The organism is Streptomyces sp. NPDC041191, from assembly GCF_055591945.1.
The window spans coordinates 358,705-374,038 of the sequence record NZ_JBVIZC010000006.1 but is presented as its reverse complement, the minus strand read 5'-3'; the positions used below and the strand labels follow the sequence as shown (position 1 = coordinate 374,038).

Here is a 15,334-nt window from a genome sequence, read left to right as displayed (position 1 = left end):
ATCACCTCGGCTGATCGAGCGGTTGCATGAGCATGTCCGCGATGCGTTCCCTGGTGACCCGTTCGGCGCGGGAGGCGTGCTGGGTCAGGTAGAGGGCGTTGAGGAGCTGGTCGGTGGCGATCACCTCGCCGGGCTCGCGGTCGAGGAAGCGCCGGACGAGGTTCCGCTCCCCCTCGCCGGCGGCGGCCTCGGCGCCGAGGTGGGCCTCGATCATGGCGCCGAGCTGCTCCTCGCCGGGCGGTTCGAGCTCCAGGCGGATGCAGCGGCGCAACAGGGCGGCGGGGAAGTCCCGTTCGCCGTTGGAGGTGAGGACGATGAAGGGGAAGGTGGTGCAGCGGACCCGGCCGCCGAGGACGCGCACCTTGCGCCCGTCGTCGCTCAGGACCTCGACGACGGGCTCCCGGTCGGCGAGCCGCTCCAGCTCGGGGATGGCGAACTCGCCCTCCTCCAGGGCGTTCAGGAGGTCGTTCGGCAGGTCGAGGTCGCTCTTGTCGAGTTCGTCGATGAGCAGGACGCGGGGCTGTTCGGAGGGGAGCAGCGCGGTGCCGAGCGGTCCGAGCCGGATGTACGACCCGATGCCGGCCGGGGTCGCGGCGGCGGAGCCGGTCGGTTCGGGCCGGGCGCGCTCCAGCTGGACGTCCTGGAGGCGGCCGATGGCGTCGTACCGGTAGAGGCCGTCCTGGAGGGTGGTGCGGCTGACGATCGGCCAGCGGAGCACGCGTCCGAGGCCCAGCTCGTGGGCGACGGCGTGGGCGAGGGTGGACTTGCCGGTGCCGGGGTTGCCGGTGACGAGGAGCGGCCGCCGCAGGTACAGGGCGGCGTTGACCGCGTCGGTCTCGGCGGGCCGGGGGTGGTGGTTCTGGACGAGCCTGCGGCGGACGCCGAGCCTCCGGTCGGAACCGGCCAGGGTGTCGTCCGCGCCGCCGGTCGAGAAGTCGCGCCAGGGCGGCGGGGCGGGCAGGCGCCGTATCCCGTCGTGCGGGAGACCGGCACCACGGTAGATCCGCCAATCGTTCACGATGGACTCCTCCTGGCTGTGGTGTCGATGCCGGGCCCGTCGAAGGTACCGTCCGGGGGCGGTCCCTGCCGGTGCCCGTTCCGGACGGATCGCGGTGCCGTCGTCCCGCTGTTCGCCGCGGTCACTGTTCCCCCTCGCCGAGCAGGGGCGGGGCCTCCAGGCGTCCGCCGTGCGGGGGCCGGTCGGGCGGGTCGAGGAGGACGGCGATGCTCTCGGCCCACGCGTAGGCGGCCCGTGCCTCGGGTCCCGCCGCCCGGTCCGGCGCGCGGGTGCGCAGGGAGCGGACCGGGCCGCGCACGCCCCGGGCGGTGGCGGCGTCCGCGAGCAGCCGGTCGGCCCGCTCGTGGAACTCCGCGCAGTCGGTGTGGTCGTGGGCGCCGGTCCGCCAGAGGGCCAGCGGATGGCCGGCGGCCAGGGCCGCGTTCATGGCCATGAGCCCGTCGCCGCTGCCGACCGGGCCGCAGTGGACGGGGACGGCGCCGCCCTCGGCGTCGCGCAGCCGGTCGTACGTCTCCGCCCAGGTCTCCCGGCGTACGCGGGCGGTGTGGGCGTCCGGGCCCGCACCGGGCACCTCGGCGCGCAGCGGGACCGCGCGCAGCGGCCCGCGCTCGCCCGCCGCCCAGCGCTCGCGCCATTCGGGGGCCGGTTCGCGGCCGTGGCGGCGGGCGTCGCGGATGACCACGATCCGGCGCTGTCCGAGGGTGGTCCCCCAGGCGTCCTCGGGCCCCTGGGGCGGTTCGAGCCGCCAGGTGTCGAGGGGTTCGTCGAAGAGTTCACGCGGCAGCACCGCCTCCACGGCCGCCAGGTGCGGCCCGCTGTCGCCGCGCCGCAGGGCGTCCGCGAGCGGTTCGCGCAGGGTCTCCCGGAGCGCGGCCCGCTCGACGCCCCGGTCGTCGCAGTGGAGCGGGCTGACGGTGTGTCCGTCCAGGAGGAGCTTGACCCGCCACGGGTAGCGCCGGTCGTAGCGGGGGGTGTCGATCTCCAGGAGGACGTCGGCACGCGCGCGGGGTTCGCGTACGGAGAGGGGCGTCCGGCGGCCGGGGCCGACGAGCCCCTGGATCTCGCGCCGGAGGTGGCGGTCGGCGTCGCCCGACTCGTCGACGATCCAGCGGGTGAGGGCGGCGGTGTCGGCCCGCTCGCCGTACCGCTCGGAGACGTGCCGGACGACGTGGGCCGCGTACAGGAGGACGGCGTCGAGGTCGAGGTCGCGGACGCCGTCCCCGCGGGGCGTGCGCAGGCCCCGGAGGAGTCCGGCGCCCTCGCTCCAGGTGCGCGGGTCGTCCTCCAGGGCGTCGGGCAGGTCGTCGTCCCTGATCCACGCCTTGACCCGGTCGATCAGGTCCATGATCTCGCCGGGCGCGGTGGGGGCGGGCAGCTCCGCGAAGTGTCCGTACAGCTGGGTGCGCAGGCCGGGGCTGACGCCGTGGGGGGCGGGCAGCAGCCGCTGCGCGCGGGTCCAGTCGGGGCGGTCGTCGAGCGAGCGGTAGCGGGCGAGGTGGTGGCGGTCGTGGGCGCGCAGCGCCTCGCCCATGGCCTCGCCGCCGGGGAGGTCGTGGAGGCGGCGCAGGGCGGTGACGGGGACGACGGCGCCGCCGTCGCGCCCGCGTCCCTTGTTGAGGCCGACGACGGCGCCCTGGGCGAGGTCCACGACGGGGCCGCCGGAACAGCCCTCGACGGGCATGACCCAGTCGGTGACGAGAGCCTGTCCGTCGCTGCCGATCAGGGTGCCCCGGACGTGGCGGACGCCGAGCTCGCCGGTCTCCCGGGACCAGCCGTGCAGGCCGACGGCGGCCGGCGGGACGGGCGGGCGTTCGCCGAGGCGCACGCAGGACGCCTTCTGCGTGCCGGGCACCCGGAGCAGCGCGACGTCGGGGAAGGCCCACCGGTCGGGCGGGTCCTCGGGGCGGTCGGGGCGCGGCAGGGCGAGCACGACGGTGCCGGTGGCCTCGTGGGTCTTCTTCCCGTCCTCCCACGTGATGCCGACGGCCGGCTCGCTCCTCCACACCGCGCTTCCCCCCTCGGCCACGACATGGGCGCAGGTCAGCACCCAGCCGGGGGCGATGAAGAAGCCGGTGCCCCAGTACCGGTCGCCGTGCGGGTCATACCCGTCACCGGGCGCGGCGATGCGTACCAGTGCGGGGCGCACGAGAGCGTCGAAGGCGCTCATGCCGGCCCGTCGGCCGCCGGACGCGCGCGCGGAGCACTGTCGGGGGAGGTGTCCTCCGCGTCCGGGGTGCGGGGCGGCGGGACGGCCGGGGGCGTGCGCGGGGCGGGGGGCACGGGCGGCGCCGGGGGCGCGTCCGGCGTCCGGCGCGCGGGTGCGGCGCCGGTGCCCGTGGCGGCGGGGCGCGTTCCGGTTTCCGGCGCGGTCTCCGGTGCGGCTCCCGGTGCGTTTTCCGGTGCGGCTCCCGGCCCCGGTTCGGTCCAGGTGAGGGAGACGTTGACGGAGGCGGTGCCCGACCCGTCCGCGAGGACCCCGATCACCTTGCCCGACTGCGCGGACAGTTCGATGCCGAAGCTGACGGCGACCTCCACGGGGCCCCGGGGTTCGAGCCCGGCGCGCAGCGAGCCGACCACCCCGCGCACGATGTCCGTGAGCCCTCCGGCCATCGAGACCACCCGGTCCCTGACGCCGGTGTCCTGGAACCCGCCGCCCCTGCCGAGTTCCTCCGCGTCGCGGACCCGGGCCCACACGGGCGTGCCGTCCTCCAGCCGAATCCGAGCGATCCCATGTGCCACAGCGGCCCCCGCTCCCCGAAGCGATGTTGGACCCAGAAGGCTAATCGGTGGGTCCGACGGGCGACAGGGGGACGGCGGGGACGGCGGGACCACGACCTATCCTGATCGCATGTACTTCACCGACCGTGGCATCGAGGAACTGGAGAAGCGGCGAGGCGAGGAGGAGGTCACCTTCGAGTGGCTCGCCGAGCAGCTGCGGACGTTCGTCGACCTCAACCCCGACTTCGAGGTGCCCGTCGAGCGCCTCGCGACCTGGCTGGCCCGTCTGGACGACGAGGACGAGGACGAGTAGGGGCGAACGGGCACCCGCCGGACGCGCCGGGCGGCGATGACGGCTTCCCCGCCGTACGGCCGCCGCCGCGTGCCGGCGGGCATGGTCCGGGGGCTCGCGGTCGCCGCTCCCGGAGCCGGTCGCAGGCGAATCCGGTGGTCACCGCTCCCGCGGCCGGTCGCAGGCCGGCCCGGTGGTCACCGCTCCCGCAGCCGGTCGCAGGCGAATCCGGCGGTCACCGCTCCCGCAGCCGGTCGCAGGCGAGTCCGAGCGCGCCGTGGACGACGAGCAGGGCACCGGCCGTCGCCCATCCGCCGCTGCGCCGGGCGGCTCCCCAGAGCAGCAGCGGCACCCCCGCGACGAGCTGCGCCCCGCCCAGGAGGCGCGCCCCGGGGCCGCGCAGGTACGAGCCGAGGGGCCCCTCCTCCATCGCGTCGAGTTCGGCGCGCACGGCGTCGCTCCTCCGGACCCCCGGTCTCGTCCGGGCGGAGGAGGACCCGTCGGCGGGCCCTCCGAGCGGCTCGGCCCCGTGCGCGAGGGCGACGGAGCGGAGCCGGTCGGCGCTGTCGCCGGGGGTGAGGCCGGCGGGCAGGTCGAGTCCGGTGCGGGCGAGGACCGCGACGACCCCGACGAGCCTGCGGTGGGCGTCGGCCTCCGGGTCGGGCTCGGTGAGCGGTTCGAGCGCCTGCACGTCGAGGACGGGATCGAGGGCGAGCCGGGCGGCGAAGGTGCGCATGGCCTCGTCCTCGCCGACGGGGGTGCCGTCCGCGAGCCAGGTGTAGCCGACCGTGCGGCGGAAACCGGCGGCGAGGGTGAGTCCGGCTCGGTCGCGGTCCCACCACAGCGCGACGACGGGCCAGGCGACGGCCGAGACGGCGAGGGCGGTCGCCCAGCCGGTGACGACCCGTTCGACGGGTTCCCCGCCGTGCAGCCAGGGCTTCCCCTCCGGTACGAGCACGCTCCAGCCCGCGCCGGCGGGGGTGAGGAGCACTTCTTCCCGGAGCAGCCGGGCCGGGGGCCTGACCGCCGGGGGATCGGCACGGCAGAGCAGCAGCGCCCCGGCGGGGCTCGGTCCGGACGTTGCGTTCATGTCCCCAAACTAGGACAGTTCACCCGCTTGAAGGGGTGATTGACCCTCCCGCCTCAGGGAAGAGTCGGGGTTGACTTCACCGAACCGCGATATATCGTGTTCATCGAGAAACGCGATATGTCGCACCGCCGATACGGGAGGTCAGCACCATGACAGAGTGGTCCGTCACCGAGCCGACGAAACTGACGCCGACCGACCCCGTGACGCGCCTGCGGGTCCGCATCGTCAACGGCACGGTGAACGTGGTGGGGACGGACGAGGACTCCGCCCGCGTGGAGATCTCGGAGATCGAGGGCCCGCCGCTGATCGTGACGCAGGACGGCTCCACCCTGACCGTGAGCTACGAGGACCTCCACTGGAAGAACATCCTCAAGTGGCTCGACCGCAAGGAGCACCGGCGCCGGGCCGTCGTCTCCGTCGCCGTCCCCGCGGGGGCCGACGTCGAGGTGGGCGTGGTCGGCGCCGAGGCCGTCGTCTCCGGCGTCGGCGGGCGTACGGAGGTGCGGGGCGTCAGCGGCGACACCACCCTCCTCGGCCTCTCCGGCCCGGTCCGCGCCGAGAGCGTCTCGGGGAACCTGGAGGCGCAGTCGGTCACGGGCCCCCTGCGGGCCCACTCCGTGACCGGGGACGTGACGGTGATCGAGGGCGCCGGCGGCTCCGTGAAGGCGGAGACGGTCAGCGGCGACATGGTGGTCGACCTCGGCCCGGCCGGGTTCGACGGGCCGCCCGCCGACATCCGGCTCACCAGCGTCTCCGGCGAGGTCGCCGTCCGGCTTCCGCACCCGGCCGACGCCCGGGTCGAGGCGAGCACCACGAGCGGCTCCGTGTCGAACGCCTTCGAGGACCTGCGCGTGGGGGGCCAGTGGGGGGCCAAGACCGTCACCGGCACCCTCGGTCCGGGCCGGGGCACGCTCAAGGCCACCACCCTCTCCGGCTCCATCGCCCTGCTCCGCCGGCCCGAGGCGGACGAGGACGCCTGCACCGCCGCTTCCTCCACCCCTTCCCCGGATTCCCCCGCTTCCCCGACCGGAAAGGTGCTCTGACATGCCGCCCGTCTTCGCCCACGGCCGCCTGCGCCTCTACCTGCTCAAGCTGCTCGACGAGGCGCCCCGCCACGGCTACGAGGTGATCAGACTCCTGGAGGAGCGCTTCCAGGGGCTGTACGCCCCCTCGGCCGGCACGGTCTACCCGCGCCTGGCCAAGCTGGAGGCCGAGGGCCTCGTCACCCACGCCAGCGAGGGGGGCCGGAAGGTCTACTCGATCACCGACGCGGGCCGCGCCGAACTGGCCGGGCGCGGCGCCGAACTGGACGACCTGGAGCGGGAGATCCGCGAGTCGGTGTCGGAGCTGGCGGCGGAGATCCGCGACGACGTGCGCGGAGCGGCCGGCCGGGTCCGCAGCGAGATGCGCGCGGCGGCCGGCCGGGCCCGGACGCCCGAGACCTCCTCGTTCGCCGACACCAAGGAGGAGCTGCACCGGATCAAGCAGGAGTGGAAACGGCAGGCGCGCGAGGCCCACGAGGAGGCCCGGTCGGCGCGCCACCAGGCGAAGGAGTTCCAGCGGATCGCCCAGCAGGTCCAGAAAGAGGTCCAGGACCGCTTCTCGCGGGGCGACTGGCCCACGGGGGTCTGGGAGGGCGTCTCCACCATCACGGCCCAGCTCGGTGACCTGGTGACGGGCACGACCCACCCGAAGGCCGACGCCCCGAGGACCACCGCGCCGGAGCCCCCGTCCACGACGGTCCCGGCCGACGCTCCCGCCGACGACCGGGTCGACGAGGTGCCGGAGTGGGCGCGGGACGCGGAGGGCACCGGTGACCCGGTGCGCGACCTCGACCGGCTCCTCGACCGCTTCCGCGACGAGATCCGGGACGCGGCCCGCGACCACGGGGTGTCCGGGGACCAGTTGGCCGAGACCCGTCGCCACCTCTCGGCGGCGGCCCTCCGGATCACGGACCTGCTGCGCCCCGGGGCGAGGAAGTGAGGAGACCGGCCGGGCCCCGGGTCAGCGCCGGGTGACCGTGACCGTCACCCGGGCGCCCGGGGCCGCGAGGACCCGGGCCCTGCCCTTCTCCTCACGGAGGACGAGGGCCGCGCCCCCGGCCGTCACCCGCCAGTCGCCGGGCGGCAGGGAGAGCTCGGTGACCCGGGAGCCGCGCGGCCCGGCGGCGTCGTACGACAGGCGGTAGACCCCGGCCTCCCGGTCGTACGCGGTGGAGCGGACGCGGCCCGCGACCGCCTCGGCGTACGGCTCGGCGGTCAGCTCCTTGTTGGTGCGGAAGGCCCCGGCGCCGTCGACCGCGCAGTAGCCGCCGCCGTAGCACCACACGTAGCCCGCCCAGCCGGAGCCGTACCGGCCGAGGGAGGCCATCGCCTCGCGGTAGAAGCGGTTCATGTGCGGCAGGGTGTTGTTGAGCGGGCCCCACTCCCCCACCACCACGGGCACCTTGTACTCCTTGGGGTACAGGGTGACGGCCCGCTCGTAGGTCTCGATCCAGCCGGCGGCGGGGTCGTAGTCGGCGCCCGCCTCCATGCCGGTGTTGTAGAAGTGCGGGGCGTAGACGACCTTCGGGTCGTGGACCCTGCCCAGCCCGGTGGGCACGCCCTCGCCCACGATCGGAGTCGGTTCGACGAAGATCCAGGCATCGCGGTCGGCCCGGCGGACGGCGTCCGCGAGCCGGTTGTACAGGGGGGTGAGCTGGTCCCGTTCGATGCGCCGGGCCGCCGTCGCCAGGTCCTCGCCCTCCCGGACCTCCCCCATCGGCTCGTTGATCAGGTCGTAGCCGAGAACGGCCGGATGGTCGCCGAAGCGGTCGGCGAGCAGCCGCCACATGCGGGCCTGGGCGCGCCTGAGGTCCTCGTCCTCGTACAGGTGGGTGAAGGCCCGCTGGACGGCGGGCTCGAAGTACTCGGAGAACCAGTCGTCCGGGCGCGGGGTGAAGGGCAGCCCGTCGGTCCTGGTCGCCCAGGCGGGGATGCCGCGGTGACCGAACGCGGGGCCGAAGACGTCCTGGTGGGCGTCGAGGAGGACCTTGACGTCGTGCTTGTCGGCCCAGTCCAGGATCCGCCCGATCTTCCGCAGGTAATCCTGGCTGTACCGGCCGGGCCGGGGTTCCAGGTCGTCCCAGAAGACCAGGAGGCGGGCGAAGTTGAAGCCCTTGGCCCGCATGTCGCGGAAGTGCTTCTCGGTGATGGCGGAGAGGGCGGCGTCGCCGCGGTTCGCCTTGTCCTCGACGTTCCAGCCGCGCAGGGTGAGGACGCGGCCGCGGTCGTCGGTGAGGGCCGGTATCCCGTTCGCCGGGGACTCCCCGGCACGAGCAGCGGTACCGGCAGGAGCGGTGGCAGTGGTGCCGGCATGGGCGGTGGTGGGGGCGAGCAGGGCGGCGAGGACCACGCCCGCGGCCGGGATCGAGCGGCGGACGGGAAGCGCGCGGCGTGAGGGGCGCGGGGAGGGCGGGGGAGACGACGGGGGTGCGGGAACCACGGGGAGCACGGGAAACCTCCGGCACGACGGTGTGTTCGCGGTGCCGGAGATCCCATCAGTCGGCCCGACGGCGCATCAAGAGGTCGTGAGCACGATCTTTCCGAAGAGTTCGCCGGAGGCCATCTTCTCGAAGCCCTCCCTGGCCCGGTCCAGCGGCAGGACCTCGTCGATCACCGGCCGGACGCCGGTGGCCGCGCAGAACGACAGCAGGTCCTCCAGCTCGTCCTTGGAGCCCATCGTGGAGCCGACGACCTTCAGCTCCAGGAAGAAGATCCGGGTCAGCTCGGCGTGCGAGGGGCGGTCCCCGCTCGTGGCGCCCGAGATGACGAGCGTGCCGCCCGGGCGCAGCGACTTGACCGAGTGCGACCAGGTCGCGGCGCCGACGGTCTCGATGACCGCGTCCACCCGCCGGGGAAGCCGCGCGCCCGGCTCGTACGCCTCGACGGCGCCCAGCTCGACGGCCCGCTCGCGCTTCGCCTCGTCCCGGCTGGTGGCGAAGACCCGCAGGCCGGCCGCCTTGCCGAGGACGATCGCGGCGGTGGCCACGCCGCCACCCGCGCCCTGCACGAGGATCGAGTCCCCGGGCCGTACCCCGGCGTTGGTGAAGAGCATGCGGTAGGCGGTCAGCCAGGCGGTGGGCAGACAGGCGGCCTCCTCGAAGGAGAGCTGCGCGGGCTTGGGCAGCACGTTCCAGCGGGGGACGGTCACCTGCTCGGCGAAGGTGCCCTGGTAGCGCTCGGTGAGGATGGACCGGGGCTCGTCCGGGCCGACGCCGTGACCCGTCTGGCCGATCACGGAGTGCAGGACGACCTCGTTGCCGTCCTCGTCGATGCCCGAGGCGTCGCAGCCGAGGATCATCGGCAGCTTCTCCTCGGGCAGCCCCACCCCGCGCAGCGACCACAGGTCGTGGTGGTTGAGCGAGGCGGCCCTGACGGTGACGGTGGTCCATCCGTCCCGTGCGCCGGGCGCGGGGCGTTCGCCCAACTCAAGTCCGTTCAGCGGCTGGTCACGATCGATTCGGGCAGCATAGGCAGCGAACATGGCCCCGACCCTAGGGGGCCGCGGGCCGACGGGGGAACCGTCCTCCGGTGTGACCCGTGTCGCCCGTCCGCCCCGGCCGGCCGGCCCGGTGCGGCCCCACGCGCCCGGAGGACCGGACGGCACACACCCGGACCACCCCTGAGGCGCGCCCGGACCACCTCGGCACTCATCCGCCCGTGCGCCCATGCGCCCGTCCGGGCGCCCGGCCGCCGCGCCTGCGCCCGTCCGGGCCCCGCGTACCCGAAAGGGCCCTGCCCCGATCCGCGGAACGGATCGGAACAGGGCCCTCCGGCGGGCGGGCGGCCGTACCCGCACCGCGCCGTCGCCGGTCCGGTTCCGGAAGCCGTACCCGTACGCGCACACGTACGGATACCGGCCCCGGCGCCGGGGAGGCGTCAGCGGCGGGCGACGCCCTCGGCGCGGGCGGCGGCGGCGACCGCGGCCGCGACGGCCGGGGCGACCCGCTCGTCGAACGGCGACGGGATGACGCAGTCGGCGGCGAGCCGGTCGCCGACCACGTCCGCGATCGCGTCGGCCGCGGCGATCTTCATGCCCTCGGTGATCCGGGAGGCCCGGACCTGGAGCGCGCCGGCGAAGATGCCGGGGAACGCGAGGACGTTGTTGATCTGGTTCGGGTAGTCCGAACGGCCGGTCGCCACGACGGCCGCGTACTTGTGCGCGACGTCGGGGTGGACCTCGGGGTTCGGGTTGGCCATGGCGAACACGAAGGAGTTCGGCGCCATGGCGGCGACCGCCGCCTCGGGGACCGTACCGCCGGAGACGCCGATGAAGACGTCCGCTCCGGCCAGGGCGCTCTCCAGGGAACCGGTCAGGCCGGCCCTGTTGGTGAGTTCGGCGATCTCGCGCTTGACGTCCGTGAGGTCCTCGCGGTCGCGGCTGACGATGCCCTTGCGGTCGGCGACGCAGACGTCGCCGAGACCGGCCTCCAGGAGGAACTTCGCGATGGCGACCCCGGCCGCGCCGGCGCCGGAGATGACGCCGCGCAGGTCTCCGAGGGTCCGGCCGGTCAGCTTCGCCGCGTTGCGCAGGGCGGCGAGGGTGACGATGGCGGTGCCGTGCTGGTCGTCGTGGAAGACCGGGATGTCGAGGCGCTCCTGGAGCCTGCGCTCGATCTCGAAGCACCGCGGGGCCGAGATGTCCTCCAGGTTCACTCCGCCGAAGGACGGGGCGAGCCGGACGACGGTCTCGACGATCTCGTCGGTGTCGGTGGTGGCGAGGGCGAGCGGGACCGCGTCCACGCCGCCGAACTGCTTGAAGAGGATGGCCTTCCCCTCCATGACCGGGAGGGACGCCTCCGGGCCGATGTCGCCGAGGCCGAGCACCGCCGTGCCGTCGGTCACGACCGCGACGACCTGGGACTTCCAGGTGTAGTCGTTGACCAGCTCGGGCTGCTCGGCGATCGCGGTGCACACCTTGGCGACGCCGGGCGTGTACGCGAGGGACAGGTCGTCCCTGTCCCGCAGGGGGACGGTGGCCTGCACGGCCATCTTGCCGCCCCGGTGGAGCGCGAAGACAGGGTCGAAGGGCTCTTCGGGAGCTCCTTCCGTACCGCTGTCATTGCGAGGATTGACGATCTCCGCTGCCATTGGGTTGACCCCTTAAGTCTGTTTCATTTGAGGGTGGCCGCTCCCGGTTGAGGAGGGGTGGGGAGGCACCGCAGCCGCCTTGTCGGGCAGCCGCTCGGGCACGCCGCACAACGCGCCCTGAGCCCCGGATGAGGGGTGTAAGGGTCCTTCTTACCGGACGGACGGCACCGCGGACGAGTCCATGACCGCTCGGTGACGCGACTCATACCGAGTGCATCCGGACGGGGACGGAGAGCGACACGTCACATGATGTCCCGATAGATGCGTTCCCTCTCCGATTGACGCCTTTCCTCTCGTCCGGATAGCGAGATGGAAAGGAGATTCTTCGGCATGGAGAGAGATGTCCCGAAGAAGATCCGGCCCGGAGGGACCGGCCTGTCGGCTTCCGGGGGTCACCCGTTATCCGATTTTGACATCCGGGGCCGCCTTTTCGGGGCAGTCCGAATGGCAAGATGCCGTAATCGCACAAGGCCACGACACTCAAAGGTGAGTACGTGGCCGTCTGGCACCCCCCCTCACACGCCGGAGGAACCCGACCATGACCGCACGCTCCACGCGCTGTACGACCGTCGCCAAGACCCGCACCTCCCGTCTTGCCGCGGTCGCCGCCCTCGCGGTCGCCGGCTCCATGCTGCTGACCGCCTGCGGTGACCAGACCGAGAGCGGTACGACGAAGGAGGGCGGCTCGTCCTCCAACGCGGCCCCCCTCTTCTCGAAGCTGCCCGAGAAGATCCGGAAGGCCGGCGTCATCAAGGTCGGCACGGACGCCTCCTACGCCCCGATGGAGTTCACCGAGGGCGGGAAGATCGTCGGTGTCGACCCGGACATAGCCCAGGCCCTCGGGAAGCAGCTGGGCGTCAGGTTCGAGTTCGTCTCGGGCACCTTCGACGGCCTGATCACCTCGATCTACTCCGGCCGCCAGGACCTGGTCATGTCCTCGATGACGGACAACAAGAAGCGCCAGGAGGGCCTGGACGACAACGGGAAGAAGATCGGCAAGGGCATCGACTTCGTCGACTACTTCAGCTCCGGCGTCTCCCTCCTGGTCAAGAAGGGCAACCCGCAGGGCGTCAACTCCCTCGACGACCTCTGCGGCAAGACCGTGGCCGTCCAGCGCGGCACGATCTACGAGGACACCTTCAAGGCGCAGGCCGCCAAGTGCGGCGACAAGAAGCTGACCATCCAGGCGTTCGACAGCGACGCCGAGGCGCAGACCCGCGTCAAGGCGGGCGGCGCGGTCGCCGACCTGAACGACTACCCGGTCGCCGCGTACATCGCGAAGACCTCGGGCGGCGGCAAGGACTTCGAGGTCGTCGGCAGCCAGAGCGACGTCGGCCTCTTCGGCATCGGCGTCTCGAAGGAGAACACCCAGCTCCGCGACGCGGTCAAGGAAGCGCTCGACGCGATCATCAAGGACGGCTCCTACGCGCAGGTCCTGAAGAAGTGGGACGTCGAGGACAGCGCGGTCAAGTCGGCCACGATCAACGCCGGCAAGTGACCGCCCCGCTCCACTGCCTCCCCGCTCCACTGAAGGGCAGTCGTCATGACTGACAAGATCCGCAAGGACCCGGCCGCCGCTCCGGCCGGGCCCGGCGCCACGGGCGTCCCGTACGAGGCGATCAAGGCCGTTCCCGTACGGCACTACGGGCGCTGGGTCAGCGCCGTGGTGGTCGTCGCCCTCCTCGGCTGGCTCGCCTACGCCTTCTCCCAGGGCAACATCATCTGGGGCACGGTGTGGGACAAGCTGTTCGACACCTCGGTCCTCAGCGGCCTGTGGTCCACGGTGCTCATCAGCGTCGCCTCCATGGCGCTGGGCCTGGTCCTCGGCGTCCTCTTCGCCGTGATGCGGCTCTCCAGGAACCCGGTCACCGGCGCGGTGGCCTGGCTCTACATCTGGTTCTTCCGCGGCACGCCGGTCTACGTGCAGCTGCTCGTCTGGTTCAACCTGTCGCTGATCTTCCAGTACATCGACCTCGGGCCGGTCTACAAGAACGAGACCGTGGACGTCATGACGCCGTTCATGGTGGCCCTGCTCGGCCTCGGCCTGAACGAGGGCGCCTACATGGCGGAGATCGTCCGGGCCGGCATCCAGTCGGTGGACGAGGGCCAGACCGAGGCGGCGCACGCGCTGGGCATGTCCCAGGCGAAGACGATGCGCCGGATCGTGCTGCCGCAGGCCATGCGGGTGATCGTGCCGCCGACGGGCAACGAGTTCATCAACATGCTCAAGACCTCGTCGCTGGTCTCGGCCGTGCAGTACACCGAGCTGCTGCGGGCCTCCTCGAACATCGGCAACACGGCCGGCGCCGTGATGGAGATGCTCTTCGTCGCCTCCCTCTGGTACCTGGCGCTGACCAGCGTCTTCAGCGTCGGCCAGTACTACCTGGAGCGCCGTTTCTCCCGCGGTTCCACGCGCAGCCTGCCGCCCACCCCCTGGCAGCGGGTCCGTGCGAACCTGACCACCTTCAAGCGATCGGCGGTGACCGGATGACCGGCGAGCCCATGGTCAAGGCCGAAGGCGTCCACAAGTCCTACGGCGCCGCCCACATCCTCCGCGGCATCGACCTGGAGGTGCGCAACGGCGAGGTGTTCTGCCTCGTCGGCCCCTCGGGATCCGGCAAGTCGACCTTCCTGCGCTGCATCAACCACCTGGAGCGGATCGACGCCGGGCGGCTCTCGGTCGACGGGCGGCTGGTGGGCTACCGCCAGAAGGGCGACAGGCTCCACGAGCTGAAGGACGGCGAGGTCGCGCTCCAGCGCCGCGACATCGGCATGGTCTTCCAGCGCTTCAACCTCTTCCCGCACATGACGGCCCTGGCCAACGTCATGGAGGCGCCCATCCAGGTGAAGAACGAGTCGAAGGCGGTGGCGCGCGAACGCGCCGAGCGCCTGCTCGACCGGGTCGGCCTGCGGGACAAGACGGGCAACTACCCCTCGCAGCTCTCCGGCGGCCAGCAGCAGCGCGTGGCCATCGCCCGCGCGCTGGCGATGGAGCCGAAGCTGATGCTCTTCGACGAGCCGACCTCGGCGCTCGACCCGGAGCTGGTGGGCGACGTCCTCGACGTCATGCGGGACCTGGCCGATTCGGGCATGACGATGATCGTCGTCACGCACGAGATGGGCTTCGCCCGCGAGGTCGGCGACTCGCTGGTCTTCATGGACGGCGGCGTGGTGGTCGAGTCGGGCGACCCGCGCGAGGTCCTGGGCAACCCGCAGCACGACCGGACGAAGGCGTTCCTGTCCAAGGTGCTGTAGGACGCGCGGAAAGGGGCGGTACGGGGACCCCGTACCGCCCCTTCCTCGTTCCCCGCCTCGTCCCCGGCTACTTCACGGCCAGGAGCAGGGTGTCGGAGGGCGAGGCCCAGACGGTCCGGGCCTCGCCGAAGCCGGCGGCGCGGAGGGCGTCGGCGTGCCAGCGCGGGGAGGGCGTGTCGCCGTCGGCGTGCTCGCCGTAGATCTCGAAACGGCGGGCGGTGGGCCCGGCCAGGACGGGGTCCTTCGCGGCGAGGGCCCACCAGTCGGCCCAGTCGAGGACCCCGGCGGCCTTCTCGCGGTCCATCCGGGCGTGCCGCCACGCGCGCTCGGCGGCGTTGATCCGGGGCGTGGTCCCGTCGATCATGTGGTCGGCGTTCATGAAGACGCCGCCGTCGCGGACGAGACCGGCGATCCGCCCGTAGAGGGCCGCGAGGGGTTCGCTGTGGAGCCAGTGCAGGGCGGTGGCGGTGAGGACCGCGTCGTACGAGTCGTACGGCAGGGTCGCGGCCCACTCCGGGTCCTTGAGATCGGCGGTCACGAAGGTGACGCGCCGGTCGCCCGCGAAGTACCCCTCGGCGATGGCGAGGAGGGCGGGATCGAGATCGACACCCGTGGCGGTCGCCTCCGGGAACCGCCGGAGGAGCCGATCCGTGATACTTCCCGTACCGCACGCGAGGTCGAGGACGCGGGGCTCCGGCCCCACCAGCGCCTCGGTCATGTCGAGCATCACGCGGAACCGCTCCTCGCGGTCCGGCATGTACCACTCCTGCTGACGGTCCCAGCTCTGCTGCCAGGCCGCCCAGTCGGTTCCGGTCATCGCCGCACCCTCC

14 protein-coding genes are annotated in these 15,334 nt (G+C 73.1%); 6 read left to right on the top strand and 8 right to left on the bottom strand.

Annotation, left to right across the window (positions count from 1 at the left end):
• Nucleotide 1: 1 nt before the first annotated feature.
• From ACZ6AQ_RS15080 to ACZ6AQ_RS15070, 3 genes are all read right to left on the bottom strand, one after another.
• Complete coding sequence (locus tag ACZ6AQ_RS15080) at nt 2-1,018, bottom strand: AAA family ATPase (RefSeq protein ID WP_468760199.1); 1,017 nt, start codon at nt 1,016-1,018, stop codon at nt 2-4.
• A 121-nt stretch (nt 1,019-1,139) separates the two neighbouring features.
• Complete coding sequence (locus tag ACZ6AQ_RS15075) at nt 1,140-3,185, bottom strand: VMAP-C domain-containing protein (protein WP_468760198.1); 2,046 nt, start codon at nt 3,183-3,185, stop codon at nt 1,140-1,142.
• Entirely contained in the window at nt 3,182-3,757 is a 576-nt protein-coding gene (locus ACZ6AQ_RS15070; RefSeq protein ID WP_468760197.1) for a CU044_2847 family protein, read from the bottom strand. The genes ACZ6AQ_RS15075 and ACZ6AQ_RS15070 overlap by 4 nt, the downstream gene beginning before the upstream one ends.
• Before the next feature lie 109 nt (nt 3,758-3,866).
• Here ACZ6AQ_RS15070 and ACZ6AQ_RS15065 point away from each other — a divergent pair, with 109 nt between their 5' ends.
• Nucleotides 3,867-4,049 carry a DUF6104 family protein gene (locus ACZ6AQ_RS15065; RefSeq protein ID WP_003961784.1) on the top strand — a complete coding sequence of 61 codons (183 nt, stop codon included), beginning with the start codon at nt 3,867-3,869 and terminating at the stop codon, nt 4,047-4,049.
• Nucleotides 4,050-4,263: 214 nt separating this feature from the next.
• On the opposite strand, the gene ACZ6AQ_RS15060 is transcribed toward ACZ6AQ_RS15065, so the two are convergent.
• Nucleotides 4,264-5,118, bottom strand: coding sequence for a hypothetical protein (locus ACZ6AQ_RS15060; RefSeq protein WP_468760196.1), 855 nt, complete (start codon nt 5,116-5,118; stop codon nt 4,264-4,266).
• A 149-nt stretch (nt 5,119-5,267) separates the two neighbouring features.
• Here ACZ6AQ_RS15060 and ACZ6AQ_RS15055 point away from each other — a divergent pair, with 149 nt between their 5' ends.
• Together ACZ6AQ_RS15055 and ACZ6AQ_RS15050 are read left to right on the top strand one after the other, a co-directional pair.
• On the top strand, nt 5,268-6,161 hold the full coding sequence (locus ACZ6AQ_RS15055) for a DUF4097 family beta strand repeat-containing protein (protein WP_468760195.1): 894 nt from the start codon (nt 5,268-5,270) through the stop codon (nt 6,159-6,161).
• A 1-nt stretch (nt 6,162) separates the two neighbouring features.
• The gene (locus tag ACZ6AQ_RS15050) at nt 6,163-7,101 is read left to right on the top strand and encodes a helix-turn-helix transcriptional regulator (protein ID WP_468760194.1); all 939 of its coding nucleotides are present in this window, start codon (nt 6,163-6,165) and stop codon (nt 7,099-7,101) included.
• Nucleotides 7,102-7,122: 21 nt separating this feature from the next.
• On the opposite strand, the gene ACZ6AQ_RS15045 is transcribed toward ACZ6AQ_RS15050, so the two are convergent.
• The 3 genes from ACZ6AQ_RS15045 to ACZ6AQ_RS15035 form a co-directional block, all read right to left on the bottom strand.
• Complete coding sequence (locus tag ACZ6AQ_RS15045) at nt 7,123-8,526, bottom strand: cellulase family glycosylhydrolase (RefSeq protein WP_468760237.1); 1,404 nt, start codon at nt 8,524-8,526, stop codon at nt 7,123-7,125.
• Between the two features lie 150 nt (nt 8,527-8,676).
• Nucleotides 8,677-9,642, bottom strand: a complete 966-nt coding sequence (locus tag ACZ6AQ_RS15040; protein WP_388698171.1) for a zinc-binding dehydrogenase — start codon at nt 9,640-9,642, stop codon at nt 8,677-8,679.
• A gap of 395 nt (nt 9,643-10,037) precedes the next feature.
• A complete protein-coding gene (locus ACZ6AQ_RS15035) occupies nt 10,038-11,249 on the bottom strand; it encodes an NAD(P)-dependent malic enzyme (RefSeq protein WP_468760193.1) in 1,212 nt (403 codons plus the stop codon).
• A gap of 538 nt (nt 11,250-11,787) precedes the next feature.
• Between ACZ6AQ_RS15035 and ACZ6AQ_RS15030 the strand changes: the two genes are divergently transcribed.
• Genes ACZ6AQ_RS15030 through ACZ6AQ_RS15020 form a run of 3 tightly spaced genes read left to right on the top strand, consistent with a single transcriptional unit; the run spans nt 11,788 to nt 14,504 of the window.
• The gene (locus ACZ6AQ_RS15030; protein ID WP_468760192.1) at nt 11,788-12,747 is read left to right on the top strand and encodes an ABC transporter substrate-binding protein; all 960 of its coding nucleotides are present in this window, start codon (nt 11,788-11,790) and stop codon (nt 12,745-12,747) included.
• 45 nt (nt 12,748-12,792) lie between these two features.
• The gene (locus ACZ6AQ_RS15025; RefSeq protein WP_468760191.1) at nt 12,793-13,740 is read left to right on the top strand and encodes an amino acid ABC transporter permease; all 948 of its coding nucleotides are present in this window, start codon (nt 12,793-12,795) and stop codon (nt 13,738-13,740) included.
• Nucleotides 13,737-14,504 carry an amino acid ABC transporter ATP-binding protein gene (locus tag ACZ6AQ_RS15020; protein WP_468760190.1) on the top strand — a complete coding sequence of 256 codons (768 nt, stop codon included), beginning with the start codon at nt 13,737-13,739 and terminating at the stop codon, nt 14,502-14,504. Before ACZ6AQ_RS15025 ends, ACZ6AQ_RS15020 begins: the two co-directional genes overlap by 4 nt.
• Nucleotides 14,505-14,571: 67 nt before the next feature.
• On the opposite strand, the gene ACZ6AQ_RS15015 is transcribed toward ACZ6AQ_RS15020, so the two are convergent.
• A complete protein-coding gene (locus ACZ6AQ_RS15015) occupies nt 14,572-15,321 on the bottom strand; it encodes a class I SAM-dependent methyltransferase (protein ID WP_468760189.1) in 750 nt (249 codons plus the stop codon).
• Nucleotides 15,322-15,334 lie beyond the last annotated feature (13 nt).

Bases quoted from the DNA above. Each gene is read 5' to 3' on its own strand.
- ACZ6AQ_RS15015 (WP_468760189.1), bottom strand. From the start codon at position 15,321: ATGACCGGAACCGACTGGGCGGCCTGGCAGCAGAGCTGGGACCGTCAG.
- ACZ6AQ_RS15035 (WP_468760193.1), bottom strand. From the start codon at position 11,249: ATGGCAGCGGAGATCGTCAATCCTCGCAATGACAGCGGTACGGAAGGA.
- ACZ6AQ_RS15030 (WP_468760192.1), top strand. From the start codon at position 11,788: ATGACCGCACGCTCCACGCGCTGTACGACCGTCGCCAAGACCCGCACC.
- ACZ6AQ_RS15040 (WP_388698171.1), bottom strand. From the start codon at position 9,642: ATGTTCGCTGCCTATGCTGCCCGAATCGATCGTGACCAGCCGCTGAAC.
- ACZ6AQ_RS15020 (WP_468760190.1), top strand. From the start codon at position 13,737: ATGACCGGCGAGCCCATGGTCAAGGCCGAAGGCGTCCACAAGTCCTAC.
- ACZ6AQ_RS15060 (WP_468760196.1), bottom strand. From the start codon at position 5,118: ATGAACGCAACGTCCGGACCGAGCCCCGCCGGGGCGCTGCTGCTCTGC.
- ACZ6AQ_RS15050 (WP_468760194.1), top strand. From the start codon at position 6,163: ATGCCGCCCGTCTTCGCCCACGGCCGCCTGCGCCTCTACCTGCTCAAG.
- ACZ6AQ_RS15075 (WP_468760198.1), bottom strand. From the start codon at position 3,185: ATGAGCGCCTTCGACGCTCTCGTGCGCCCCGCACTGGTACGCATCGCC.
- ACZ6AQ_RS15025 (WP_468760191.1), top strand. From the start codon at position 12,793: ATGACTGACAAGATCCGCAAGGACCCGGCCGCCGCTCCGGCCGGGCCC.
- ACZ6AQ_RS15065 (WP_003961784.1), top strand. From the start codon at position 3,867: ATGTACTTCACCGACCGTGGCATCGAGGAACTGGAGAAGCGGCGAGGC.
- ACZ6AQ_RS15055 (WP_468760195.1), top strand. From the start codon at position 5,268: ATGACAGAGTGGTCCGTCACCGAGCCGACGAAACTGACGCCGACCGAC.